Source organism: Phyllobacterium myrsinacearum, from assembly GCF_002980555.1.
Taxonomy (GTDB): Bacteria; Pseudomonadota; Alphaproteobacteria; order Rhizobiales; family Rhizobiaceae; genus Phyllobacterium; species Phyllobacterium myrsinacearum.
On sequence record NZ_PVBT01000003.1, the window covers coordinates 605873 to 631019 of the forward strand.

A 25147-nucleotide genomic window follows, 5' to 3' on the forward strand; every position below is an offset into this window, starting at 1 on the left:
GTAAACGGGAGCGAATTATGAATCTCATGACAGAACGATCTCTCGAAAAAGCGGTAAACGACAAAATGAGTGCACAGGTCAATACGATCAAAATGCAGGGCAAGGATGTCACCGTTCACTATGGTGAAAAGCAGGCCCTGTTCGGTGTCAGCCTCGACGTGCCGGAAAAGATGGTGACGGCGCTGATCGGCCCGTCCGGTTGCGGCAAGTCCACCTTCCTGCGCTCGCTCAACCGCATGAACGATACGATCGAAGGCTGCAAGATCGGCGGCAAGATCACGCTCGACGACGAGGATATCTACAATCCGAAGATCGACGTGGTCGAGCTGCGCGCCCGCGTCGGCATGGTTTTCCAGAAGCCCAATCCGTTCCCGAAGTCCATTTTCGAGAACGTCGCCTATGGCCCGCGCATCCATGGCCTCGCCAAGAACCGGCATGAGCTGGAGGAAATCGTCGAGAAGAGCCTGCGCCGCGCCAGCCTGTTCGACGAGGTCAAGGACCGCCTGCACGAAGCCGGCACCGGTCTTTCCGGCGGCCAGCAGCAGCGCCTGTGCATCGCCCGCGCCATTGCCGTCAGTCCGGAAGTCATCCTGATGGACGAACCCTGCTCGGCGCTCGATCCGATCGCCACGGCAAAGGTCGAGGAACTGATCGACGAACTGCGCCAGAACTACACCATCGTCATCGTTACCCATTCGATGCAGCAGGCGGCCCGCGTTTCGCAGCGCACTGCCATGTTCCATCTCGGAAACCTCGTCGAGGTGGGCGATACGGAAATGATGTTCACCAATCCGACGGAAAAGCGCACGCAGGACTACATCACCGGACGCTTCGGCTAATCACGGGAAACAGGGATAAGAATATGACCGAGTCGCAGCATACCGTCCGTTCCTATGACGACGAACTGAAGTTCCTGACGCACAAGATCGCCGAAATGGGCGGCCATGCCGAACGCATGGTCGAACAGGCCGTCACCGCCATGGTGAACTCCGACAACGCGCTGGCCCAGCGCGTCATTTCGGACGATCTCATCCTCGATGCCGGACAGCGCGAGATCGATGAGAAGGCCATCACCATCATCGGCAAGCGCCAGCCCATGGCGATCGATCTGCGTGAAATCATCGGCGCCATCCGCATTTCCTCCGACCTCGAACGGGTCGGCGACCTTGGCAAAAACATTGCCAAGCGCGTTGTCGCCGTCACCGATACGCGCCAGACGCTGTCGGTCTATCGCGGTCTGCAGACCATCGCGGAACTCGCCCTGACGCAGCTCAAGGACGTGCTCGATGCCTATGCGACGCGCTCCGTGCAGCAGGTCAACATCGTGCGCGAGCGCGATGACGAAATCGATGCGCTTTATACCTCGCTGTTCCGCGAACTCCTGACCTACATGATGGAAGATCCGCGCAACATTTCCGCCTGCACGCACCTTCTCTTCTGCGCCAAGAACATCGAGCGCATCGGAGACCATGCGACGAACATTGCTGAAACGGTCTACTACATCGTGACGGGTGCCCAGCTTCCGGCCGAACGGCCCAAGGAAGACCAGACCCACAGCATCATCGTCGATGAAGCCAGACAGCCTTAAACAGAATCAGGATCCCAGCAATGGCGATAGCTCCCAAAATCACTGTTGTCGAAGACGAGGAAGCGCTCAGCGTCCTTCTCCGGTACAATCTTGAAGCCGAAGGCTATGTCGTCGAGACAATCGCACGCGGTGACGAGGCCGAAATTGCGCTGCGTGAAAAAGTACCGGATCTGCTCATTCTCGACTGGATGCTGCCGGGCCTTTCCGGCATTGAACTCTGCCGCCGCCTGCGGGCGCGGCGCGAGACCGAAATCCTGCCGATCATCATGCTGACGGCGCGCGGCGAAGAGAGCGAGCGGGTGCGCGGCCTTGCCACCGGCGCCGATGACTACATGGTCAAGCCGTTCTCCACCCCGGAACTGCTTGCCCGCATCAAGGCCATGCTGCGCCGGGTCAATCCAAGCCTGCTGTCGCATGTGCTCAGCTTCGGCGACCTGAAGCTCGACCGCGAGCAGCACCGCGTGTTCCGCAAGGAGCGCGAGTTGAAGCTCGGGCCGACCGAGTTCCGCCTGCTGGAATTCCTGATGCAGTCCCCCGGCCGGGTGTTCTCGCGCGGCCAGCTCCTCGACAATGTCTGGGGCGCCGACATCTATGTGGACGACCGCACCGTCGACGTGCATGTGGGGCGGCTGCGCAAGGCCATCAATATCGGCCGCTCGATCGATCCGATCCGCACCGTGCGCGGTGCGGGGTATTCGTTCGGGTAATCAGTGCCGGCGCGAGAGTTCGCGCGTCGCCCCCTCGATGCCCGCCAGGGTCATGGGATACATGCGATGCGCGAAAATCTTGCGGATCATCGCCGTCGAGGCGGTGTAGTCCCAGTACTGTTCCTTTGACGGATTAAGCCAGGCGGCGTTCTTCCAGTGGTCGAGCACCCGGCCAAGCCAGACTGCGCCTGCCTCCGCGTTCCAGTGTTCGACCGATCCACCGGCGTGGGAAACCTCGTAGGGCGCCATGGCGGCATCGCCGACGAAGATGACCTTGTAGTCCGCTCCGTATTTATGGATGAGGTCGAGTGTCGGTATTGTCTCCGCATGGCGGCGGCGGTTGTCCTTCCACACCCCCTCATAGAGGCAATTGTGGAAGTAGAAATATTCCATGTGCTTGAATTCCGAGCGCACGGCAGAGAACAGTTCCTCGGCGATCCGGATGTGCTCGTCCATGGAGCCGCCGACATCGAAGAACATCAGCAGCTTGACGTGATTGCGCCGTTCGGGCCGGGTCTGCACATCGAGATAGCCGTGTTCGGCGGTTGACCTGATGGTGCCCGACAGGTCGAGCTCGTCATCGGCGCCTTCGCGCACCCAGCGGCGCAGCCGTTTGAGCGCAACCTTGATGTTGCGGGTGCCCAGCTCGACACTGTCGTCAAAATTCCTGAACTCGCGCTTGTCCCACACCTTGACCGCACGGCGGTTGCGGCTTTCGTCCTGGCCGATGCGCACGCCTTCCGGATTATAGCCATAGGCGCCGAAGGGCGAGGTTCCGGCGGTGCCGATCCATTTCGATCCGCCCTGATGCCGGCCCTTCTGCTCCTCAAGCCGCTGGCGCAGGGTTTCCATCAGTTTTTCAAAACCGCCCAGCGCTTCAATCAGTTTCTTTTCCTCGTCGGTGAGGTGTTTTTCGGCGAGCCGCCGCAACCATTCTTCGGGCAGATTGGCAACGTCGATACCATTGTCGCCGCCCGGCAGTTCCAGCCCCTTGAACACATGGCCGAAGACCCGGTCGAAGCGGTCCATGTGGCGCTCGTCCTTCACCAGGGTTGAGCGGGCGAGATAATAGAACCCCTCGACATCATAGGTTACCAGCCCTGCGTCCAACCCTTCAAGCAGCGTCAGATATTCCCGCAGCGATACGGGAATCTTGGCCGCCTTGAGTTCGAGGAAGAAGGGAAGGAACATGGCTAGACCCTTTATTGCATGCGATGAACGATGCCGGTTCTCTTGATGGAGAGGGTCATCCCTGCCTCCTCGCCATGAAGGCCAGCCGCTCGAACAGATGCACGTCCTGCTCGTTCTTCAGCAGGGCGCCATGCAGTTTCGGCAAGGCATTCTTCGGGTCAGCGCGCAAGTCTTCCGGCGCGATATCGTCGGCAACCAGCAGGCGGATCCAGTCCAGCGCTTCGGAGGTCGACGGCTTCTTCTTCAGGCCAGGCACATCGCGGATTTCATAGAACTGGGTAAGCGCGGCGCGCACGAGGTTCTGCTTGATGCCGGGATAATGCACCGCGACGATTTTCGTCAGCGTGTCGACATCGGGAAAGCGGATATAGTGGAAGAAACAGCGGCGCAGAAACGCATCGGGCAGCTCCTTTTCATTGTTGGAGGTGATGATGACGATCGGCCGGTGCACGGCGCGGATCGTCTCGCCTGTTTCGTAGACGTGAAATTCGTTGCGGTCGAGCTCCTGCAGGAGATCGTTGGGGAATTCGATATCCGCCTTGTCGATCTCGTCGATCAGCAGCACGACTTTGCGGTCCGTCGTGAAGGCATGCCACAGCTTGCCGGGCTTGATGTAGTTGGCGATGTCGTTGAATTTCGCATCGCCGAGCTGCGAATCGCGCAGGCGGCTGACGGCATCATATTCGTAGAGGCCCTGCTGCGCCTTGGTGGTGGATTTGACGTTCCATTCGACCAGTTCCAGATCGAGCGCCGCCGCAATCTGCCGCGCAAGCTCGGTCTTGCCGGTGCCGGGCTCGCCCTTGACCAGCAGCGGCCGTTCAAGCGCAATCGCCGCATTGACCGCCACCATCAGATCCTTGTCGGCCACATAGGCCGCTGTACCTTCAAACCGCATCGCATTCCCTTTCGTGATCGTGGAAGATTAGGGGGCGTGCGGGAGGAGGGCAAGAGGCGCCGGGGATGGGGGAATACGGTTTCCCCGTTGCCACGCCCGCTTTTGCGTCTGGCTGTTGAGAGAGGAGAATGACGGGCGGTCCTTGGAACGCGGGTCTTGGGGTAGTCTGTATGCGATGCTTGCGATCCAAGGACCACCCGCCCCGGCGTTTTTTGAGGTTTTTGCCCGATGTTTCACCACCGAGCCAAACCTCCCCGGCCGCACGAGGTTTTCCTCCCTGCATGGCCGAAGCGCCGATCCTTTCCCGACTTTCGAAGGTTTCCGGAAGCATTCCCGCCGGAAAGGACAGGAATGAGAATAAGCGAGGATGGGAGAACGTGGATAAGTTTCACCCCAATTATTTTTCACCCCCCTCTGGGCTGCCGCCTAGAGCGGGTGACCCAAGCATCCACAATCATTATGCGACAAAGATTGTGCGGGGAGGGAAAATCGGTTGCCGCGCACTGGTGCAATGCCGGCATCCGTCCTATATTCAGATCGGCGCTCTGCGCTTCTCGACAGGAGAGACATATTCCCCGGGGCCTTAATGATCCCTTAGGGAGCTGTCCCTGAGGAGGCCCGTGGGCTTCTTCACACGGCACCCACCTACTTTGTAGGTTCCCGGGATCGACTTCTCCATCGGTTGTGTGGACGCCACTTTTGTTTCATCCCGAGCCGGTTCGCGTGCCGGCGCCTCATGAAATCAAGCCCGTGCAGCACCACTCCCCCATCAAGGAACTGAAGAAGAAACTGCGCCTGGAGGCTCTTGGCCGCCGCGATGCGCTGACAGCGGAATTCCGCATCGAAGCCTCGATGCGCATTGCCGATTTCGGCCTGGCGGCGCTGGCCATCGATGCGGGCACGATTGTCTCGGGGTTCTGGCCGATCCGCTCGGAGGTGGATCTGCGCCCGCTGCTTTTCGGTCTGCGCGAGCGCGGTGCACGGCTCTGCCTGCCCGCCATCATCGACAAGCAGACGATCCTTTTCCGCGAACTGGTGCGCGGTGCGCCGATGATCGATACGGGCTTCGGTACGGCGGGGCCGCCGGAAGATGCCGCCGTACTCGACCCGTCGCTCATGCTGGTGCCGCTGGCGGCTTTCGACGTCAGGGGGCACCGCATCGGCTATGGCGCGGGCTATTACGACCGGGCCATCGCGCATCTGCAGGTCAAGGGTGTGAACCCGCGCCTGATCGGGGTGGCGTTTGATTGCCAGCAGGTTGAAACCGTGCCCGATGAGCCGCATGATGTGCCGCTGGAGGCGATCCTGACGGAAAGCGGGTTGCGCCGCTTCCGCTAGACGGATAAATCGATCATTTCAGGCTCTGGCAAGGACCGGGGCTCTCTTTCAGGATGTGCGCGTGAGATTACTGTTTCTTGGGGATATGGTGGGGCGTTCGGGCCGGACGGCGGTCTACGAGCGGCTGCCGGGGCTGATATCTGATCTCAAGCTCGATTTCGTCATCGTCAACGGCGAGAACGCGGCTGGCGGCTTCGGCATCACCGAGGAAATCTTTCACGACACGATCAATGCCGGGGCCGATGTGATCACGACGGGCAATCACGTCTGGGACCAGCGGGAAGCACTGGTTTTCGCCTCCCGCGAGCAGCGTTTCCTGCGCCCGGCGAATTTCCCGCTCGGCACGGCCGGCAAGGGATCTGGGGTGTTTCTTGCCAAGAACGGCGCGCGCGTGCTGGTTTCCAACATCATGGGCCGCGTCTTCATGCATCCGGACCTGCATGACCCCTTCACCATCGGCGAGGAGATTCTCGCCGCCTGTCCGCTCGGCGAACAGGCCGATGCCGTGGTGTTCGACTTCCATGCGGAAGCCACCAGCGAAAAGCAGTGTTTTGGTCATTTCGTCGATGGCCGCGCCAGCCTCGTCGTCGGCACGCACACCCACGTGCCGACTGCCGATGCGCAGATCCTCAATGGCGGAACGGCCTATATGTCCGACGCCGGCATGTGCGGCGATTACGATTCATCGCTCGGCATGGACAAGGAAGAGCCGCTGAACCGCTTTCTGTCGAAGGTGCCGAAGGGCCGGTTTGAAGCCGCGAGCGGCAAGGCGACGATCTGCGGTGTCGGTGTGGATATTTCCGACCGCACCGGGCTTGCCGAAAGGATTTCACCGTTGCGGATCGGTCCGCGGCTGGAGGAAACCATTCCCGCATTCTGGAAATAGATGAATACAACCCGGCGCAACCCATCGCGCCGGGTCACCTGCCTGCACTGCTGCCATCCGGTCTCGACCCTAGGAACGGCCCCATGGAAACGCTCATCTCCCACTTCGACTTCATCTATCAGCCATCCGGTCTCATAGCGCTGGTCACGCTGGTGGTCATGGAGGTCGTGCTCGGCATCGACAACCTGATTTTCATCTCCATCCTGACCAACAAGCTGCCGCAGGAGCAGCAGGCCCGAGCCCGCCGCATTGGTATCGGCGCTGCACTGATCCTGCGCCTCATCCTGTTGTTCACCATCTCGATCATCGTACAGCTGACGGAACCGGTGTTCGAGGCTTTCGGCCGCGGCTTCTCGTGGCGCGATCTCATCCTGATCGCCGGTGGCCTGTTTCTGGTGTGGAAGGCAACGAAGGAAATCCACCACACGGTCGACCCGGAGGATGCCAAGGAGGATATGATCGGCAAGGCGGTGACGCTCGGCCTGGGCGCGGCGGTGTTCCAGATCCTGCTGCTCGACATGGTCTTCTCGGTCGATTCCATCATCACTGCGGTTGGCATGACCGACGAGATCGCCATCATGGTCATTGCCGTCATCGCCGCAGTCACGGTCATGCTGCTGGCCGCCGAGCCGCTGTCGAAATTCATCGCAGCCAACCCGACGATTGTCATGCTGGCCCTCGGTTTCCTCCTGATGATCGGCATGACGCTGATTGCCGATGGCTTCGGTTTTCATGTGCCCAAAGGCTATATTTACGCGGCTATGGGCTTCTCGGCGCTGGTCGAAGCGCTTAACATGCTGGCACGCAAGGCTAGAAAAAAGCGTTGAAGCCAACCGCGCCCGTTTCTGTAACATACGTTTGAGGATAGAACTTCCATGACCCAGACCACTTTCCCCGCCGCTTTCGTCCCGCTGAGGCTGGCGGAACGCTCCATTGCCTTCAAGGCTCTGGCCGTTCTGATCGGCACGGCCTTCCTTGCCGTCAGCTCGTGGATCGAAGTGCCGATGTTTCCCGTGCCCGTCACCATGCAGACCTTTGCCGTAACGATGGTCGGCGCGCTTTACGGCTGGCGTCTGGGTGGCCTGACCGTGCTTGCCTGGCTGGGCGAAGCGATGATCGGCATGCCGGTTCTGGCCGGCGGCGCTGGCAGCCTGCTTTATTTTGCCGGGCCGACCGCCGGTTATCTCGCGGCCTTCCCGGTCGTTGCCGCCGCCGTCGGCTTCCTGGCTGAACGCGGCCTGACCCGCAACCCGTTCGTATCGGCTGCGGTCATGCTGGCCGGCAACCTGCTCTGCCTCGCCCTTGGCGCTTCGTGGCTGGCGCATCTCTTCGGCATCGACGCCGCCTGGGCTTCCGGCGTTGCTCCGTTCCTGATCGGTGCCGTGCTGAAGTCGGCGCTGGCTGCGGCGGCAATCGAAATGCTCCGCCGCTCGGGCATCGCCGCGCGCCTGTTTTAACCATCGGCCGGCATGCGCGTCATCTTGCGTGCATGCCGGCTATGGCGATACGCGGTTGCAACTTCCCCCATTGTGATCGCGCGGGTGCTGGACGAGACGCCGGTTTTTACCTATAAGGGCGCCATTCCAGACGCCTGTTTCCGCCAGAACAGCCTGCAGACTTGGTTCGCAGGCTTCCAAGGGAAACGGCAGAACCATATCTAAGCACGCAGGGGTGCCATGGCAGGCCATTCACAGTTTAAAAACATTATGCACCGCAAAGGGCGTCAGGACGCCGTTCGGTCGAAGATTTTCTCCAAGCTCGGACGCGAAATCACCGTGGCCGCCAAACAGGGATTGCCCGACCCGGCAATGAACCCGCGCCTGCGCCTTGCGGTGCAGAACGCGCGCGCCCAGTCGATGCCGAAGGACAACATCGAACGCGCCATCAAGAAGGCAGCGGGCGGCGACGGCGATAACTACGAAGAAGTGCGCTATGAAGGCTACGGTCCGGGCGGCGTCGCTGTCATCGTCGAGGCGCTGACGGATAACCGCAACCGCACCGCATCGAATGTGCGCGCTGCGTTCACCAAATCAGGCGGTGCGCTGGGCGAAACCGGTTCGGTCGGCTTCATGTTCAGCCGTGTCGGCGAAATCACCTACAAGCCGGAAGCCGGCAGCGCCGACAAGATCATGGATGCGGCGATCGAGGCCGGTGCGGATGACGCGCAGACCGATGAAGACGGCCACACCATCCTTTGCGCATTCGAAGACATTGGCGATGTGTCCAAGGCGCTGGAAAGCGCGCTCGGCGAAGCCGAGTCCATCAAGGCCATCTGGAAGCCGCAGACCACGGCGCCGGTCGATGAGGAAAAGGCCCAGTCTGTTCTGCGCCTGATCGCAACGCTTGACGATGACGACGACGTGCAGAACGTCTATGCCAATTTTGAAGTCAGCGACGAAGTTCTGGCCAAGCTCAGCGCCGCCTGATTGTCTGACGAGGTTTACAAGAAAGCCCGCTGGTCTCAGACCAGCGGGCTTTTATGCGCGCTCAAGGGGGGATGCGGCGGAAGGGTTCAGGCGTAGCGGGGGATGGGTTTGCGCATATGCACGGCAATACCGCCCAAAAACGGCTCTTCGCGGTCGATGGTGTAACCAAGCTTGAGATAAAGCGCGATGTTTTCGGCAAACATCTTGTTGGTGTAAAGCCGTATTTCGCGCAAACCGAGCGAACCGGCCAGAGCCTCCGCGTGGGTCAGGAGCAGCCTGCCATAGCCGCGGCCTTGAAAGGCTGGCGCGACAGCGACATTCTCGATCAGGAGACAACCGGTTTCCCGGATCATCTCGATGAGGCCCGCCAGTTCGCCATCGGCATAGAGCAGATCGACAAGATGGTGCTGGACCGCATGTTCGTAGTCAGCGCCCATCGGCTTGGGTTCACGGCCAATCACCGGTATCCATTTGGCATAGGCCGAGCGGACGAGGCTGCGCACGGCATCTGCATCGCCCATGGTGGCCCGTACGAGTTTTTCGTGTCCCTTCCGCATGGTTTCCTCCGCGCTTCACGATCCCCTCACAAAGCAAAACGGCCCCGCGTGAGCAGAGCCGTTTTGAAATCCGGTATGCCGAAGGGATTAAATACCCAGATTGGCGAAACGGCTCTTAAACTTGGAAACGCGGCCGCCACGGTCGGTGAGCTGCTGCGAACCGCCGGTCCATGCCGGATGCGTGGTCGGATCGATATCGAGGTTCATCGTATCGCCTTCCTTGCCCCATGTGGAACGGGTTGTGTATTCGGTGCCGTCTGTCATCACAACCTTGATGGTGTGGTAGTCTGGATGAATATTGGCTCTCATCTGTCTTATCCTGAACTTAAGGGGCACAAAACCAGAGCCACACAGGGTGCGGAGGGCCGGTTCGGAGCCGATTGGTAGAGATGAAGCCAAACGTCACAGAAACGTGGGCTTCCAAAACTGTTGGCGAGCCTATACATCAGCCTTAAAACAATAACAAGGCCATCCGGCAGCAAAGTCACGATGCGATACAGGAAGACTTGAAAAATATGGCCGACACGGCTTACGCAGAAGCAGAAAAGAAGCGGCGCTCGCTCAAGCCGCTGCAGCGCATCTTCCCCTATATGTCCCGTTACAGGGGGATGGTGATCGGCGCCCTGATCTCGCTGAGCATTGCAGCGGTGACCACGCTCATCCTTCCGCTGGCAGTGCGCCGGATGATCGATCACGGCTTTTCCGGTTCGAACGGCGCCTTTATTGACAATTATTTCGGCATGCTGATTGTTCTGGCCGCTGCGCTCGCCGTCGCATCCGCCGGGCGCTATTATTTCGTCATTACGCTCGGCGAGCGCATTGTCTCGGATCTGCGCCGCGATGTTTTCGCGCACCTCACCACATTGTCACCCGCGTTTTTCGACAGCACGCAGTCGGGTGAAATCGTTTCGCGGCTGACGGCCGATACCACGCAGATCAAATCGGCGGTGGGTGCCACTGCCTCCATTGCCCTGCGCAATCTCATTCTGGCCTTCGGCGCGATCGTCATGATGGTCATCACCAGCGCCAAACTGTCCGGACTGGTGATTGCCGCCATTCCCGTGATCATCATTCCACTGGTCGCCTTCGGCCGGTCGGTGCGGCGCCGCTCGCGCAATGCCCAGGACACGCTGGCCAATGCCACGGCCTATGCCAGCGAATCCATCATCTCCGTGCGCACCCTGCAGGCCTTCACCAACGAAGCGCTGGCGACGGGGCGGTTCGGTTCCGCCGTCGAGGATGCCTTTGCCGCGGCCCGTTCCTCGGTCAAGGCGCGCGCCGTGTTGACCGCCTTTGCGATTTTCATGATCTTTTCCAGTGTGGTGGCCGTGCTCTGGTTCGGCTCGCGCGACGTTTTGGCCGGAACCATCACGCCGGGCACGCTCGGTCAGTTCCTGCTCTATGCGGTGTTTGCCGCCGGGGCGCTCGGGGCGCTGTCGGAAGTCTGGGGCGAGCTGTCGCAGGCATCCGGAGCGGCAGAACGGCTGATGGAGATCATGGCGGAAAAGCCCGCCATTGCTACGCCGCTCAACCCCGTTTCGCTGCCGGAACCGCCTGTTGGCTCCGTTGTTTTCAGGGATGTCCACTTCAATTATCCGACGCGGCCCGATGCACCGGCATTGCGCGGCCTCGATTTCGAGATCAAGCCGGGCGAAACCGTCGCCATTGTCGGTCCCTCCGGCGCTGGCAAGAGCACCGTGTTTTCGCTGCTGCTGCGCTATTACGATCCCGTGTCGGGCAGCATCCGGGTGGATGGCGTCGACCTGCGCGATGCCGATCCTGCAGCGGTCCGGGCGCGCCTTGCCATCGTGCCGCAGGATACCACCATCTTTGCCGCGACAGCGCGCGAGAATATCGGCTTCGGCCGGCCCGGTGCCAGCACCGCGGACATCGAGGCGGCGGCCAGGGCGGCGCTCGCCCACGATTTCATCGAGGCACTCGACCATGGCTATGAGACGCAGGTCGGCGAACGCGGCGTGACGCTGTCCGGCGGCCAGCGCCAGCGCATCGCCATTGCGCGGGCGATCCTGCGCGATGCACCGGTCCTGCTGCTCGATGAGGCCACGTCGGCGCTCGATGCGGAAAGTGAAATTCTGGTGCAGAAGGGTCTCGAACACCTGATGCAGGGGCGTACGACACTGGTCATCGCGCACCGGCTGGCGACGGTCCTCAAGGCGGACCGCATCCTTGTCATGAATGACGGCCGCATCGTCGAGGAAGGCACGCACCAGAGCCTCGTCAAGAAGAACGGGATCTACGCGAACCTTGCCAAGCTGCAGTTCGAAGCGGGCGCGGACGCCTTCAAGGGCGCGGCCGAGTAGGGTTCAGCCCCTGCCTGCGGCCGCCCGACCGGCGGACCGTCCGGAAAAGATGCAGCCGCCGAGGAAGGTGCCTTCCAGCGCGTTGTAGCCCTGATAGCCGCCGCCGCCGAAACCGGCGGCTTCGCCTGCCGCATAGAGGCCGGGAACAGGCACGCCCGCCGCATCCAGGACCTGCGATTTCAGGTTGGTGTGCAATCCGCCCAGCGTCTTGCGGGTCAGGATATTGAGCCGCACGGCAATCAGCGGGCCAGCCTTCGGATCGAGAATCCGGTGCGGCTTGGCAATGCGGGTCAGCCGGTCGCCGATATAATTCTGTGCGCCGCGCATCGCGGTGATCTGGGCATCCTTCGAATATTTGTTGCCGATCTCGCGGTCGCGCGCCTCGATCTGGTATCGGAGATGGTCGTGGTCGATCAGATTGTCGCCGGTCAGCGCGTTCATGCCCTTGACCAGATCCTGCAGGTTGTCACGCACCACGAAATCCTCGCCGTGCTGTTTGAAGGCCTCCACCGGCGGCGGCGCCCCCTTGCCGAGGCGGTTCTTCAGGAGCAGTTTCCAGTCCTTGCCGGTCATGTCGGGGTTCTGCTCGGAACCGGACAGGGCAAATTCCTTCTCGATGATCTTCTGCGTCAGCACGAACCAGGAATAGCCGTATCCGGTCGACAGGATGTGCTTGAGCGTTCCCAGCGTATCGAAGCCCGGAAAGTAAGGCGCCGGGAAGCGATTGCCTTTGGCGTCAAACCACAGCGACGAAGGACCGGGTAGAATGCGGATGCCGTGGTTCGGCCAGATGGGATTCCAGTTCTTCAGGCCCTCGGTATAGTGCCACATGCGATCCGCATTGATGACGCTGCCGCCGGCTTTCACCGTGATATCGATCATGCGGCCATCCACGTGGTGGGGAACGCCCACGACCATATTTTCGGGCGGATTGCCAAGCCTGTCGCGCGGCCAGTTGCGCTTGACCAGTTCGGGATTGCCGCCGATGCCGCCTGAGGTGACGATCACGGCCGGCGCGGACAGCTCGAAACCGCCCGCCGCCTCGCGTCCCGACTGCTGGCCGCGCTCCACCTTCGATGGTTCCAGTATATCGCCGCTGACCCCCGTCACGGCGCCATTGGTTGTCGTCAGGGCATTGACGCGGTGGCGGCATTTGAGCGTGATCAGGCCTTTGGCAATAGCCTCACGCAGCAGGCGTTCGAAGGGTGCGACCACACCGGGGCCCGTGCCCCAGGTCAGATGAAAGCGCGGGACGGAATTGCCATGACCGCTTGCCAGCGCGCCGCCGCGCTCGGCCCAGCCGACAACCGGGAACCAGCGCATGCCGAGCGAATGCAGCCAGCTGCGCTTTTCACCGGCGGCAAACTGCAGATAGGCGTCGGCCCATTGTTTCGGCCAGTGGTCCTCGGCACGGTCGAACTGCGCCGAACCCAGCCAGTCCTGCCGGGCGAGTTCGAAGGAATCCCTGATGCCGAGCCTGCGCTGTTCGGGGCTGTCGATGAAAAACAGGCCGCCAAGCGACCAGAAGGCCTGCCCGCCGACGGAATTCTCGCCCTCCTGTTCGAGGAGAATGACTTTCTTGCCCGCCTGAGCCAATTCGTTTGCGGCGACAAGCCCCGATAACCCGGCCCCAACGATGATCGCATCGGCATCCATTGCCATTCGCCCCTCCCAATGGTCTGTTAGCGGCATGATTGCGCGGCTAAGGTTGGCACGCAAGGGTGGAAATTGGGACAGCAAGGGGTGAAAAGGGGACAGGGATGATTGCGAACATTCTCATCGGGCTGGTTGCCCTGCTGCATGTCTATTTCATGTATCTGGAAATGGTGGTGTGGGATAAGCCGCTGGGGCTGAAAACCTTCCGGTTGACGCCGGAATTCGCCGCCGCATCCAAAGCGCTGGCGCTCAACCAGGGCCTCTATAATGGCTTTCTGGTTGCCGGATTGGCCTGGGGGCTGTGGCTCGGCCAAGCGGGCTTTGCCATCAAGGTCTTCTTTCTCGGCTGCGTTGCTGTCGCCGGGATCGTCGGCGCGCTCACGGTCAACCGCCGCATCTTCTTCGTGCAGGGCCTGCCGGCGATCGTCGCGCTGGCGGCCCTCATCCTTCTTTAGGGATCAGCGTTCGGTCAGCTTGAGCTCGATACGGCGGTTGCGCGAGCGCACTTCCGGCGTATCGCCCGGCTCCAGCGGCTGGAATTCACCGAAGCCCGCCGCCACGAGGCGGTTGGCGGAAACGCCGTTGGCGATGAGGAATTTGACCACGGAAATGGCGCGCGCGGCGGAAAGGTCCCAATTGTCCTTGAACTGGCCGGTGCCCGAAAGCGCCACAGTGTCCGTGTGGCCGTCGACGCGCAGAACCCAGTTGATGTCGTCGGGAATTTCCTTCTGCAGATCGATCAAGGCCAAGGCCAGCTTCTTCATTTCCTCGCTGCCCGCTTCGTTCAGCACCGCCTGACCCGAGGGGAACAGCACTTCGGACTGGAAGACGAAGCGGTCGCCGACGATGCGGATATTTTCGCGGTCGGAGAGGATTTCACGCAGGCGGCCGAAAAAGTCGGAGCGGTAACGGTTGAGCTCCTGCACGCGCTGGGCGAGGGCAACGTTCAGCCGCTTGCCGAGATCGGCAATCTTGGCATTGGATTCCTTGTCGCGGGATTCCGAAGCGTTGAGGGCTTCCTCCAGCGCGCCGATCTGCTTGCGCAATGCCAGGATCTGCTGGTTGAGAATTTCCACCTGGGACAGGGCGCGCGCGCTCAGCTGTTTTTCGTTTTCAAGACCGGCGGTGAGGTCGCTGATCTTGCCTTCCGCGGCTGCTCCGGCGCCCGCACCCTGCGACAGCATCGATTGCAGCCGCGATTGCTCGCTCTGCGCCTTGGTCAGCGATGCCTGCAGGTTGGCGATGGTGTCTTCCAGATCCTGCTTGTTGCCCTGTTCGAGCGACAGCATCTGCGTCAATTCGTTGATCTGCGAGTTCAGGCGGTTGAGCACGGCATCCTTGCCGGTGATTTCCTGGCTGAGCAGGAACTGCGCCAGAACGAAAACCGACAGGAGAAACATGATCGCCAGCAGCAATGTCGACAGGGCGTCGACGAAGCCCGGCCAGTAGTCCACATGGCGGATGGCGCGGCGGGTGCGACCGAGCGCCATTCTCAGTTGTCCCTGCGGCGGGCGACGTTATCGCTAAGCCTGGCGAGCGTTTCACGCATGGATTTCTGTTCTTCGGCCTGTTTTTCCACCCAGTCGCGCATCATCTGCTGTTCGGAGCGCATGTTCTTGACCAGACCCTGGATGCCTTCGGCCAGGCTTGCGAGCGCTGCGGTCGTGCGCTGGCTGGAGCCGCCCGTTTCCTGGATGTTCTGCAGCCGTTCGGAGAGCGAGCGCAGCTCGTCCGTGGTGCCGCTGTTAAGACCATCGAGCGCATGCAGGTCCGATCCAAGATCGGTGACGCTGGACAGCCAGTTTTCCAGCTCGGTGTAGAAGCGGTTCTGGGCGCGGCCCGCCTGCAGATCGAGAAAACCGAGGACAAGCGAACCGGAAAGGCCGAACAGCGACGACGAGAATGCCGTGCCCATGCCCTTGAGCGGCGATTGCAGGCCGGCCTTGAGCGCATCGAGAACACCATTCGCATCGCCCGCACGCGGATCGAGCGACTGGATGGTCTGGCCGATGGAGCCGATGGTTTCCAGAAGACCCCAGAACGTGCCGAGCAGGCCGAGGAACACCAGGAGGCCGATGAGATAGCGCGAGACATCGCGCGTTTCATCGAGCCGCGTGGCGATGGAGTCGAGCATGGAGCGCATGGCATTGGTCGACAGCGCCATGGACTGGCGCCGTCCGATCAGGGCACGCATGGGAGCAAGCATGACCGGCTTGGTGTTGGGATCGGAATTGCCGCGGCGGAAGGAATTGACCCAGCGCACCTCGGGAAAGAGCCGGATGACCTGACCGAAGGCGAGGAGAATGCCGACGACCAAAACGCCGATGATCAGGCCGTTGAGGCCGGGATTTGTGGTGAAGAACACGGAAATCTGGCGAAAGAGAATAGCGGCGAGAAAGGCGACGATGGCCAGGAAGATCGCCATCGACAAAAGCACAAGCCGCGGGCTGGAAAGCCGGTACGGGTCATAATCGTCACCGTCCATGACCCGGCGGGTTGAACTGAAATCAGCCATTGCATCGTCTCCGCATTCGCCACGCGCCAAGCAACCTCGTTCGCGTCAGTGGACGAACGGAAATCGCACAAACCCAAATCGGTTTGTGCGACCCTAACCGAAATCAAGGTAAAAATGGAAGGTACAATGCGGCCGGAGGGCCGGATATTGTTCAGATCGGCTTCTTCAATGTCTTCAGCAGCGCCCGCTGGATGGCTTCATTGCCGGCAACGATCGATTTGCTTTCGACCACATCCTGGCTGCCATCGAAATCGGTGACAAAACCGCCGGCTTCGCGCACCATGATGATGCCCGCACCCGTATCCCAGGGGGACAGGCCGTCTTCCCAGAAGCCGTCAAAGCGGCCCGCCGCGACAGCGGCCAGATCAAGCGCTGCGGCACCCATGCGGCGGATGCCGGAGACTTCGCCCATGACATTGCGCAGCTGCACGAGATAATCGCCGTGATGGCCGCGGCCGAGATGCGGCACGCCGGTGCCGATGACGGAATCGACCAGCTTGATGCGGCCGGAGACGCGCAGACGGCGGTCATTGAGAAAGGCGCCGCCGCCGCGTTCAGCGGTGTAAAGCTCATCCATGGCAGGATTGAAGATCACGCCGGCAACGATCTGGCCCTGGCGTTCGAGCGCGATGGAAACCGCAAACAGTGGAATGCCGTGCAGGAAGTTGGTGGTGCCGTCGAGCGGATCAACCAGCCAGCGGTGCTGGCTGTCGCTGCCCTCGACCGCGCCGGTTTCTTCCATCAGGAAACTGTAGTCGGGACGGGCCCGGCGCAGTTCCGCATAGATGATTTCCTCGGCCTTGCGGTCGGCCTGGCTGACATAGTCGCCGGGACCCTTGAGCGAGACCTGCAGATTCTGCACTTCGCCGAAATCGCGCGCCAGGGAGCGGCCGGCCTTCATAGCAGCCTGCACCATTACATTGAGGATCGCTGAACGCGCCATTTCAGGTCATTCTCCGTCTGAATTCGTTGATGCGGGCGCTGGCCGATGCAGCGCCCGGTAATGCCGGCTTAGTCAGCGCGGCGGACGTATGTCAGTTCGTTGGTGTCGACGATGATGCGTTCGCCCGACGAAATGAACGGCGGAACCAGAACGCGAATGCCGTTTTCAAGCACGGCCGGCTTGTAGGACGACGCCGCCGTCTGACCCTTGACGACCGGGTCTGCCTCGGTGATGGCGAGCGTGACATAGTCAGGCAGGGAAATGCCGATCGGACGTTCGTCGTAGAGTTCAACGGTTACCATCATGCCGTCCTGCAGGAACGCGGCACGGTCGCCGACGAAATCCTTCTGCAGCTCAAGCTGCTCGTAGCTGGCGGTGTCCATGAATATAAGCGCGTCGCCCTGTTCGTAGAGGAAGGAGAAATCCTTCTGTTCGAGGCGGACCTTTTCGACGGTTTCAGCGGCGCGGAAGCGCTCGTTGAGCTTGGTGCCGTTGATGAGGTTCTTCAGTTCGACCTGATTGTAGGCGCCGCCCTTGCCGGGCTTGACCGCGTTCGTCCTGACGGCCACCCACAGGCCGCCATCATGTTCGATCACATTGCCAGGACGGATTTCATTGCCGTTGATTTTCATTTGTTTATCCGGATTGGTGTTGGAAACCGGGCGCCGACGTCTCGGCGGCAGCCGATATTGGCGCCTCCAAGACCACAAAATCGCGCGATAGGCAAGAGAAAGCGCAAAAAGAGCCGGTTGCGGCCCTTTTCGCGGCTAAGCCTCGGGAACTAAGCGGCGAGCGCCGTTTCCGCCACGGAAACCCAATAGCTGATGCCGTAGGGAATGGCATCGTCATTGAAATCATAGGCCGAATTGTGCAGGGCCGCCGTGTCGCCATTGCCAAGGAATATGAAGGCGCCGGGGCGCTTTTCCAGCATGTAGGAAAAATCCTCGGCACCCATGACTGGCGGCATGTTGGTGTTCACGGCGCTGTCGCCGGCAATCAGCTGTGCGACGCCCGTGGCAAAATCCGTCTCGCGGTCATGGTTGAACGTCACCGGATAGCCCTGATCATATTTGACTTCGGCGCGCGCACCGAAAATGGCAGCCGTCGCTTCGGCCACTTCGGTCACGCGCTTGCGGGCGAAGTCGCGCACTTCCGGCATCAGCGTGCGCACCGTACCCGAAAGCGTCACGGCGTTGGGAATGACATTGGTCGCATCGCCGCCGTGAATCATCGCCACCGAGATGACCAGCGATTTGAGCGGGTCGGTTTCCCGCGACACCAATGACTGCAGGGCGAGAACCGTATGGGCGGAGACGACCACGGGGTCGATTGTGGTATGCGGCTTGGCGGCATGTCCGCCGCGGCCGATGACCTTGATCTCGAATTCGTCGGTCGCCGCCATGATGGAGCCCTTGCGCAGGGCGAACTGGCCAACGGGCAGGCCCGGCGCATTGTGCATGCCATAGACTTCCTTGATCGAGAACCGGTCCATCAGGCCGTCATTGATCATGGCCAGCGCTCCGGCGCCGCCTTCTTCGGCCGGCTGGAAAATGACCGCGACCGAGCCTTTGAAATTGCGGGTTTCGGCAAGATACTGCGCCGCGCCGAGCAGCATGGCGGTATGGCCGTCATGGCCGCAGGCATGCATCTTGCCCTTGGTCTTCGAGGCCCATGGCTTGCCGCTGGCTTCAAGGATGGGCAAGGCATCCATGTCGGCACGCAGGCCGATCACCGGCCCGTCGCCATGGCGGCCGCGGATGATCCCGACCACGCCGGTCTGGCCGATGCCGGTCTCGACACTGTCGCAGCCGAAGGAGCGCAGTTTCTCCGCGACAAAGCGGGAGGTCTCATGCACGTCGTAGAGGATTTCCGGATTCTCATGCAGATGCCGGCGCCATTCGGCGACATCAGGTTGCATTTCATGAACTCGGTTGATCAACGGCATGGTGAAGTTCCCTTTCTGATCGTGTGGCGCACTAAAAGCCCGGCTGCCGGTCAGCGCATTTTATTGGCTTCGGTCAGGGCAGCCTTTATCTGGTCGTCGTCAAGGCCGTCCATGAAAGAGTCAAGTTCGGGATCGGTCAATCCGGCGCGTCTGGCAACCATGTACCAGGCGGCTGCCTTGACGCTGTCACCTTCCACGCCGAGGCCTTGATAGTAAAGCTTTGCCAGCTGTGCCTGTGCTGCGACATTACCGCCTACGGCAGCGCGCAGGGTCCAGCCGAAACCCGACACATAATCGCGCGGGCCGCCGCGTCCCTCGACCAGCCAGCGGCCGAGATCGAGCTGCGCCGTGTCGTATCCGCGGTTTGCCGCCTTGGCGAGATATTCGCGGGCCCTGGCGTCGTCGCGCGGAACGGCGAGCGTACCGTTGGCCAGAATCTGGCTGACCGCATAGCTGCCATCGGGCAAACCCTGTGCCGCCGCCTTCAGGAACCAGGGATAGGCACTGTCGAGACCGGTGGAGCCGGGATGCTCCTGCATCAGTATCTGGCCGTAATTGAACTGGGCCATGGCATTGCCGCCATCGGCGGCTGCCTTCATGAGCGTCTTGGCCCTGGCCGGGTCCTTGGGCGCATACTTGCCCTGGAGCAGGATCGCGCCGTAGCGGAACTGGGCTTCCGGAACGCCCTGATCGGCGGCCTTGCCGTACCATTTGGCCGATTCGGGCAGGTTGACCGGTATGCCGAGACCACGGGCAAGCATATCGGCAACCAGCACCTGGGCAGCGCCATCGCCATTTTCGGCGCGGGGCAGGGCGAGATTATAGGCAGTCTTGTAGAGGCCGCGCTGGTAGGCGCCGAATGCCTCGTCCACCGCTCCCTTGCCAAAGCGCGTCGGGTTGACGATGTCGGCGGCGGGATCGCTGGCAAGTTTCGGCCGGTCCTGCTTGGGCGTTGTCTGCGGCGTTTCCAGATGCTGGGGCGCGTCGGTCGGCGCGGATGTTACCGATGGCGCCTGGCTTGTTGCCGGGGCGGGGGGAACCGGCGATTCCTGGGCTGCCGGTGCCGTCTGGGCTGTCGCGCCCTGCATGAGGAGCGGGAAGGCTGCAAGCACGGCCGCGACGGCGCAAACGAGGTTTGCGGATTTTGCTCCCATGGGCCTATTCCTCAAATCGCGGCGCGTGCTCGTCGAGCAGCCGGTTCGCTTCCCTGATGGCATCCGCCGGTTTGTCGTTGCCGAAAACCGCGGCGCCGAGGGCGATGAACTCCGCACCGGTGGCGGCCGCATCGGCGATGCTTTCCAGCGTGTTGCCCGCCTGGACGATGCAGGGAATCTCGATCATCGATGCCCACCAGTCCGCCAGCTCGACATTGCGCGGATGGGCTTCGGGTGTCGTGTCCGCGCCGATCTTGCCGAACAGGACATAATCCGGCTGGGCTTCGCCGATTTCGAGCGCCGTGTGACGGTTCTTGATATTGCCGGTCCCGACAATCAATTTGGGCGAAAAGCGCTCGACATTGGCGGCAAGGTCGGCGGCTGGCCCTTCAAGATGCAGGCCGTCGGCCTTGACCCGTCCGGCAATCTGCGTGTTGCCGACAATGATGGCGGCAGCGCCCGCATTCTGAATGACCGGAACCGCAGCTTCGGCCATGCTCTGGAACAGGGTTTCGTCCGTCTCATAGGCAGGCAGCAGCACCGAGGCGACATCGCCGCCCGACAAGGCTTCGCTGAGTTTCCCGGCCAGTTCGTCGGCAGTCGCGGCCGGAGGCGCGATCAGAACGATACGGCAGCGTTGGGGTGTTTGTTCGTTGTTCATGAGCTGCAACCTTACAATCGTTCTCTATAGAATGGGCAATCGTGATGGAATTCGGGCATAGAGGATGGCCGTTCATTTGAACAGTCTTTTCAATGCCGCGCCCATCACACCCTGTTGCATATTAGTCTTACGACGTAATTACTTAGTAGCAAACAGGTGGTTGTCCGCAAAAAGCATTTTTCAAGTGCCGATGGCATCGGGTAAGGATGAGCGACCCTCCTTGCGGATTTCCATCATGCACGATCTCCTGTTGAACCCGTGGTTCTATGCTGCTGCCATTCCGGCCACGATCCTGATCGGGCTGTCGAAGGGCGGCCTTGGCGGGGCCATGGGGCAGGTGGGCGTGCCGTTGATGGCGCTGGTGATGCCGCCGGTGCAGGCGGCCGCCATCATGCTGCCAATCCTCATCATCATGGATGTCGCCAGCCTGTGGAGCTGGCGCGGCTATCGTGATGCCAAAACCCTCAAGCTGATGCTGCCGGGCGCCTTCCTCGGCATTGGCATAGGCTGGCTGACCGCATCCGTGGTGACCGACGACATGGTCAAGCTCATTGTCGGCGCTGTCGCGATCATCTTTTTCGCCCGCTATTTCTTCGCAAGCGCGGCCAAGCGTGCAGCCGCACAGCCGCACAACGCGGCGGCGGCGACCTTCTGGTCGACCATCGCCGGGTTCACAAGTTTCGTCGCGCATGCGGGCGGCCCGCCCTATCAGGTCTATGCCCTGCCGCTGCGCCAGGACCCGAAGGTTTATAATGGCACGAGCGTGATTTTCTTCGCGATCGTCAACGCCGTGAAGGTCATCCCGTATTTTGCGCTGGGGCAGTTCGATGCCGAAAACCTCAAGGCGGCGGCGGTTCTGGTGCCCATCGCACCGCTGGCCACCTTCGCCGGCGCGTGGATCGTCAAACGCATGCGGCCGGAGGTGTTCTATCCCTTCATGTACATCATGATCCTGTTGATGGGATTGAAGCTTTCCTACGATGGATTAGCCGCCTTGTTATAATTATGAACGAAAGTTGATCAGCCGAATCGCAACTTTCGGACTATGTAAACATTATCAACTGCAACCGTCGGACGTACCGCTCCCTCACGAGGCCGGGAGTGCTGTGATTGAATATTGCATGACAGGAATGGGTGAACGCTATGACACAGACGCAGCTCAAACAGCGGGATACCCGCATTGATGTCTTCCGGGCTTTGGCACTGCTGACCATCTTCATCAATCACGTGCCGGGAACCGTTTTCGAGCATCTCACCCACAGGAATTTCGGGTTTTCCGATTCGGCTGAGGCCTTTGTGCTGATCTCCGGCATTTCCGTCGGTCTTGCCTATGGGGCCAAATTTGAACCGGGCAGCCGCTTCCTGATCACGCTGAAGGCATGGCGCCGGGCGGCGACGCTGTACAGCGCCCATATCCTCACGACGGTCGCCACGCTGGCGATTTTCTGCGCCGCAGGGCTTTATCTCAACCGCCCGGAATTCATGTCCTTCATCAATATCGGACCGTTGATGGACAGTCCGGCTGAGGCGCTCATTGGCCTTGCGACGATGGGGCATCAGCTCGGCTACAACAATATCCTGTCCATGTACGGCGTGCTGCTGCTCATGCTGCCGCTGTTCCTGTTTCTTGCCAATATCAACCTGTCGTTGATGGTTGGGGTGTCCGGGCTCCTGTGGCTGGTGTCGGGTGTCTACCGGATCGCACCGCCGAATTACCCGACCGAAGGCGTCTGGTTCCTCAACCCGTTGTCATGGCAGTTCCTGTTCGTCATCGGCATTGCCGGTGTGATGCATATGCGCCGCGGCGGGCAAATCCCGTTCAACAAATACCTGTTCGGCGTTGCGGCCGGCTATATCCTGCTGGCATTGATCTGGGTGCGGGTGCCGCTGTGGGGCGTCAATACATCGATGGGATTGCCCATGGTGATCACCGGTTTCGACAAGACCTTCCTGTCGCTGACCCGCCTGGCGCATATCCTGGCGATCGCCTATGTCATCGTCTCTGTACCGGCCATTTCCAACCTGGCGCGGACACCGGAAGATCACCCGCTTGCCATTCTCGGCAAGCATTCACTGCCCGTATTTGTTGCCGGAACGATCCTTGCCATGGTCGCGCAGATCGTCAAGGTGATGAACCCCGGCGACGAGCTGGATGACACGCTGCTGATCGCCAGCGGAATCATGGCGCAGTTTGCCCTGGCGCATTATCTGGAATGGCTGCCGAGCATCGGATGGGGCAACAAGCGTCCCGCCCTGCAACAGGCACAGCCGGCGAAATCGAAGCTGGTGATTGCCGGCCGGCCGGTCAATGCCGCCGCGATGAGTTCAGGCATGAAACCGGGAGCCGCCAAGTCGGCGGTCTCCTGACCGCCCGCCCCGGCTTTTGCCGGGCGGTCCGGAAAAACCGATAGCCATCTTTTGCCGCGTTGGTCTAAGCTTTGCGCAAGCGAAGCGTTGGGAGGCGTGCATGGGTGGAATCTTCGATCGTGATCTTGAGCGCAATGCGGCCAATTACCAGCCGCTGACGCCGCTGACCTACCTGGAGCGGGCGGCGCGGGTCTATCCGTCGAGAACGGCGATCATCCACGGTGCGCAGCGCTTTGACTACGGCACGTTTTACCGGCGCACCCGGCAGCTGGCATCGGCACTGTCGCGCCGCGGCATCGGCAAGGGTGATACGGTCACGGTGATGCTCTCCAACACGCCGCCCATGCTGGAGGCGCATTTCGGCGTGCCCATGACGAAAGCGGTGCTGCATTCGATCAACACGCGCCTCGACGCGGCGGTTATCGCCTTCCAGCTCGATCATGCGGAAACCAGGATCGCCATTGTCGATACGGAATTTTCCGGCGTCTTCCGCGAGGCGCTGGCGCTCGCCAGGGTCAAGCCGCTGGTCATTGATTTCGCCGACACGCAATATCCCGCCGATGCACCCTATCCGCAGGGCGAACCGTTCGGCGCGGTGGACTACGAAGCCTTCCTTGCCAGCGGCGACCCGGATTATGCCTGGGCGATGCCCGACGACGAGTGGGATTCCATCACGCTCAATTATACCTCGGGAACGACGGGCGATCCAAAGGGGGTTGTCTATCATCATCGCGGCGCGGCACTGATGGGGTATGGCAATGTGGTCGCCTCCGGCATGGGGCGCTATCCCGTCTATCTGTGGACGTTGCCGATGTTTCACTGCAACGGCTGGTGTTTTCCGTGGACGCTGGCCCTGCAGTTTGGCACCCATGTCTGCCTGCGCTGGGTGCGGGCAAAACAGATCTACGATGCCATAGCCGATCTTGGCGTTACGCATCTGTGCGGGGCGCCGATCGTCATGTCGGTGCTGATCAATGCGGCTGACAGGGACAAGCGCGATTTCCCGCAGATGGTGACGTTCAACACCGCTGCCGCACCGCCGCCGGAATCCGTCCTGGCCGGCATGGCCGAGGCCGGGTTTGCCGTCACGCATCTCTACGGTTTGACGGAGACCTACGGTCCCGCCGTCGTCAATGAATGGCAGGATGAATGGGATGCGCTGGAGGCATCCTCGCGCACCGCCAAGAAGGCGCGGCAGGGGGTGCGCTATGCGGCGCTTGAAGACCTGACGGTGCTCGATCCCGAAACCATGCAGCCCGTGCCGGCCGATGGCGAGACCATCGGCGAGGTGATGTTCCGCGGCAATATCGTCATGAAGGGGTACCTGAAAAACCGCCCGGCCAGCGATGCGGCCTTTTCAGGCGGCTGGTTTCACTCCGGCGATCTCGGCGTCATGTATCCGGACGGCTATATCCAGCTGAAGGACCGTTCGAAGGACATCATCATTTCCGGCGGCGAAAACATTTCATCCATCGAGGTGGAAGATGCGCTCTACAAGTTCCCGGCCGTGAGCGCCTGCGCGGTGGTCGCACGGCCGGACGACAAATGGGGCGAGACGCCGCTCGCCTTCGTCGAGCTGAAGCCGGGCCAGGCGGCGACGGAAGAGGAACTCATCGCCCATTGCCGCACCCTGCTCGCCCGTTTCAAGGTGCCGCGGCACGTGCTGTTCGAAGACATACCGAAGACCTCAACGGGAAAAATCCAGAAGTTCGAGCTGCGCAAACGCGCCAGGCTGATGGGGGATTGAGGCCATGCGGGGCGGATTGATTGCAACTGTACTGTCGGCATTAACCATTCGTTAAGCATTACAAGCTATAAATTGATCATCCAGTTTTCTGGATTCTTACCAAGTGGTTTGGCCACTTTGTTTGACGCCTCCCTGTTAGACTCCTGAGAGCCGCCACGTTTTGCGGCTCTTTTTTTATGTTCATATCTCTGCGGCGGCCCTGACGTTAACCCTTTATTAAGGATAAACTTGCGCTCATGTGTGCATACGG

The 25147-nt window shown here is 61.1% G+C and carries 25 protein-coding genes and 1 other RNA gene; 14 read left to right on the forward strand and 12 right to left on the reverse strand.

What is annotated here, in order from left to right; all coding sequences use genetic code 11:
• Nucleotides 1-17 precede the first annotated feature (17 nt).
• Genes pstB through phoB form a run of 3 tightly spaced genes read left to right on the forward strand, consistent with a single transcriptional unit; the run spans nt 18 to nt 2295 of the window.
• Nucleotides 18-839 carry a phosphate ABC transporter ATP-binding protein PstB gene (gene pstB / locus C5750_RS13685; protein ID WP_105734423.1) on the forward strand — a complete coding sequence of 274 codons (822 nt, stop codon included), beginning with the start codon at nt 18-20 and terminating at the stop codon, nt 837-839.
• A gap of 23 nt (nt 840-862) precedes the next feature.
• The gene (gene phoU / locus C5750_RS13690) at nt 863-1588 is read left to right on the forward strand and encodes a phosphate signaling complex protein PhoU (protein WP_105734424.1); all 726 of its coding nucleotides are present in this window, start codon (nt 863-865) and stop codon (nt 1586-1588) included.
• A gap of 20 nt (nt 1589-1608) precedes the next feature.
• Complete coding sequence (phoB, locus tag C5750_RS13695; protein ID WP_162700294.1) at nt 1609-2295, forward strand: phosphate regulon transcriptional regulator PhoB; 687 nt, start codon at nt 1609-1611, stop codon at nt 2293-2295.
• Here the strand turns inward: phoB and C5750_RS13700 are convergent, their stop codons facing one another.
• A complete protein-coding gene (locus C5750_RS13700; RefSeq protein WP_105734425.1) occupies nt 2296-3486 on the reverse strand; it encodes a vWA domain-containing protein in 1191 nt (396 codons plus the stop codon). It abuts the gene before it with no gap.
• Nucleotides 3487-3541: 55 nt separating this feature from the next.
• Entirely contained in the window at nt 3542-4381 is an 840-nt protein-coding gene (locus tag C5750_RS13705) for an AAA family ATPase (RefSeq protein ID WP_105734426.1), read from the reverse strand.
• 539 nt (nt 4382-4920) lie between these two features.
• Here C5750_RS13705 and ssrS point away from each other — a divergent pair.
• The 6 genes from ssrS to C5750_RS13735 all read left to right on the forward strand — a co-directional run bounded on the left by ssrS (nt 4921) and on the right by C5750_RS13735 (nt 9031).
• Nucleotides 4921-5077: non-coding RNA, 6S RNA (gene ssrS, locus C5750_RS13710), on the forward strand.
• Nucleotides 5078-5131: 54 nt separating this feature from the next.
• Entirely contained in the window at nt 5132-5719 is a 588-nt protein-coding gene (locus tag C5750_RS13715; RefSeq protein ID WP_245421097.1) for a 5-formyltetrahydrofolate cyclo-ligase, read from the forward strand.
• Between the two features lie 61 nt (nt 5720-5780).
• On the forward strand, nt 5781-6605 hold the full coding sequence (locus C5750_RS13720; RefSeq protein ID WP_105734427.1) for a TIGR00282 family metallophosphoesterase: 825 nt from the start codon (nt 5781-5783) through the stop codon (nt 6603-6605).
• An 83-nt stretch (nt 6606-6688) separates the two neighbouring features.
• On the forward strand, nt 6689-7432 hold the full coding sequence (locus C5750_RS13725; protein WP_105734428.1) for a TerC family protein: 744 nt from the start codon (nt 6689-6691) through the stop codon (nt 7430-7432).
• Between the two features lie 48 nt (nt 7433-7480).
• Entirely contained in the window at nt 7481-8062 is a 582-nt protein-coding gene (locus C5750_RS13730) for a biotin transporter BioY (RefSeq protein ID WP_105734429.1), read from the forward strand.
• A 219-nt stretch (nt 8063-8281) separates the two neighbouring features.
• Complete coding sequence (locus tag C5750_RS13735; protein ID WP_105734430.1) at nt 8282-9031, forward strand: YebC/PmpR family DNA-binding transcriptional regulator; 750 nt, start codon at nt 8282-8284, stop codon at nt 9029-9031.
• A gap of 86 nt (nt 9032-9117) precedes the next feature.
• Here the strand turns inward: C5750_RS13735 and C5750_RS13740 are convergent, their stop codons facing one another.
• Nucleotides 9118-9588 (reverse strand): GNAT family N-acetyltransferase, encoded by a 471-nt coding sequence (locus C5750_RS13740; protein ID WP_105734431.1) that lies wholly within the window; start codon nt 9586-9588, stop codon nt 9118-9120.
• A gap of 87 nt (nt 9589-9675) precedes the next feature.
• The gene (gene rpmE, locus C5750_RS13745) at nt 9676-9897 is read right to left on the reverse strand and encodes a 50S ribosomal protein L31 (protein WP_105734432.1); all 222 of its coding nucleotides are present in this window, start codon (nt 9895-9897) and stop codon (nt 9676-9678) included.
• Nucleotides 9898-10103: 206 nt separating this feature from the next.
• Here rpmE and C5750_RS13750 point away from each other — a divergent pair, with 206 nt between their 5' ends.
• Nucleotides 10104-11909, forward strand: coding sequence for an ABC transporter transmembrane domain-containing protein (locus tag C5750_RS13750; RefSeq protein ID WP_105734433.1), 1806 nt, complete (start codon nt 10104-10106; stop codon nt 11907-11909).
• Nucleotides 11910-11912: 3 nt separating this feature from the next.
• On the opposite strand, the gene C5750_RS13755 is transcribed toward C5750_RS13750, so the two are convergent.
• Nucleotides 11913-13571: an FAD-binding dehydrogenase gene (locus C5750_RS13755; RefSeq protein ID WP_105734434.1), complete on the reverse strand. Its 1659-nt coding sequence runs from the start codon at nt 13569-13571 to the stop codon at nt 11913-11915.
• 98 nt (nt 13572-13669) lie between these two features.
• Between C5750_RS13755 and C5750_RS13760 the strand changes: the two genes are divergently transcribed.
• Nucleotides 13670-14020, forward strand: a complete 351-nt coding sequence (locus tag C5750_RS13760) for a DUF1304 domain-containing protein (RefSeq protein ID WP_105734435.1) — start codon at nt 13670-13672, stop codon at nt 14018-14020.
• A gap of 3 nt (nt 14021-14023) precedes the next feature.
• Here the strand turns inward: C5750_RS13760 and C5750_RS13765 are convergent, their stop codons facing one another.
• The 7 genes from C5750_RS13765 to C5750_RS13795 all read right to left on the reverse strand — a co-directional run bounded on the left by C5750_RS13765 (nt 14024) and on the right by C5750_RS13795 (nt 20783).
• Complete coding sequence (locus C5750_RS13765; protein WP_105734436.1) at nt 14024-15055, reverse strand: peptidoglycan -binding protein; 1032 nt, start codon at nt 15053-15055, stop codon at nt 14024-14026.
• Between the two features lie 2 nt (nt 15056-15057).
• Entirely contained in the window at nt 15058-16080 is a 1023-nt protein-coding gene (locus C5750_RS13770) for a MotA/TolQ/ExbB proton channel family protein (RefSeq protein WP_105734437.1), read from the reverse strand.
• Between the two features lie 151 nt (nt 16081-16231).
• Nucleotides 16232-17023 (reverse strand): inositol monophosphatase family protein, encoded by a 792-nt coding sequence (locus C5750_RS13775; RefSeq protein WP_105734438.1) that lies wholly within the window; start codon nt 17021-17023, stop codon nt 16232-16234.
• 68 nt (nt 17024-17091) lie between these two features.
• Nucleotides 17092-17655, reverse strand: coding sequence for an elongation factor P (efp, locus tag C5750_RS13780; RefSeq protein ID WP_105734439.1), 564 nt, complete (start codon nt 17653-17655; stop codon nt 17092-17094).
• A 149-nt stretch (nt 17656-17804) separates the two neighbouring features.
• Nucleotides 17805-18968, reverse strand: coding sequence for a M20 aminoacylase family protein (locus tag C5750_RS13785; protein WP_105734440.1), 1164 nt, complete (start codon nt 18966-18968; stop codon nt 17805-17807).
• Nucleotides 18969-19018: 50 nt separating this feature from the next.
• Nucleotides 19019-20056 carry an SEL1-like repeat protein gene (locus tag C5750_RS13790; protein WP_105734641.1) on the reverse strand — a complete coding sequence of 346 codons (1038 nt, stop codon included), beginning with the start codon at nt 20054-20056 and terminating at the stop codon, nt 19019-19021.
• Nucleotides 20057-20126: 70 nt separating this feature from the next.
• Nucleotides 20127-20783 (reverse strand): thiamine phosphate synthase, encoded by a 657-nt coding sequence (locus tag C5750_RS13795; RefSeq protein ID WP_105734441.1) that lies wholly within the window; start codon nt 20781-20783, stop codon nt 20127-20129.
• 235 nt (nt 20784-21018) lie between these two features.
• Between C5750_RS13795 and C5750_RS13800 the strand changes: the two genes are divergently transcribed.
• The 3 genes from C5750_RS13800 (at nt 21019) to C5750_RS13810 (ending at nt 24897) form a co-directional block, all read left to right on the forward strand.
• Complete coding sequence (locus tag C5750_RS13800; protein ID WP_105734642.1) at nt 21019-21786, forward strand: sulfite exporter TauE/SafE family protein; 768 nt, start codon at nt 21019-21021, stop codon at nt 21784-21786.
• 140 nt (nt 21787-21926) lie between these two features.
• Nucleotides 21927-23150 (forward strand): OpgC family protein, encoded by a 1224-nt coding sequence (locus C5750_RS13805; protein ID WP_105734442.1) that lies wholly within the window; start codon nt 21927-21929, stop codon nt 23148-23150.
• Nucleotides 23151-23250: 100 nt separating this feature from the next.
• The gene (locus tag C5750_RS13810) at nt 23251-24897 is read left to right on the forward strand and encodes an acyl-CoA synthetase (protein ID WP_105734443.1); all 1647 of its coding nucleotides are present in this window, start codon (nt 23251-23253) and stop codon (nt 24895-24897) included.
• The last annotated feature ends 250 nt before the right edge of the window (nt 24898-25147 follow it).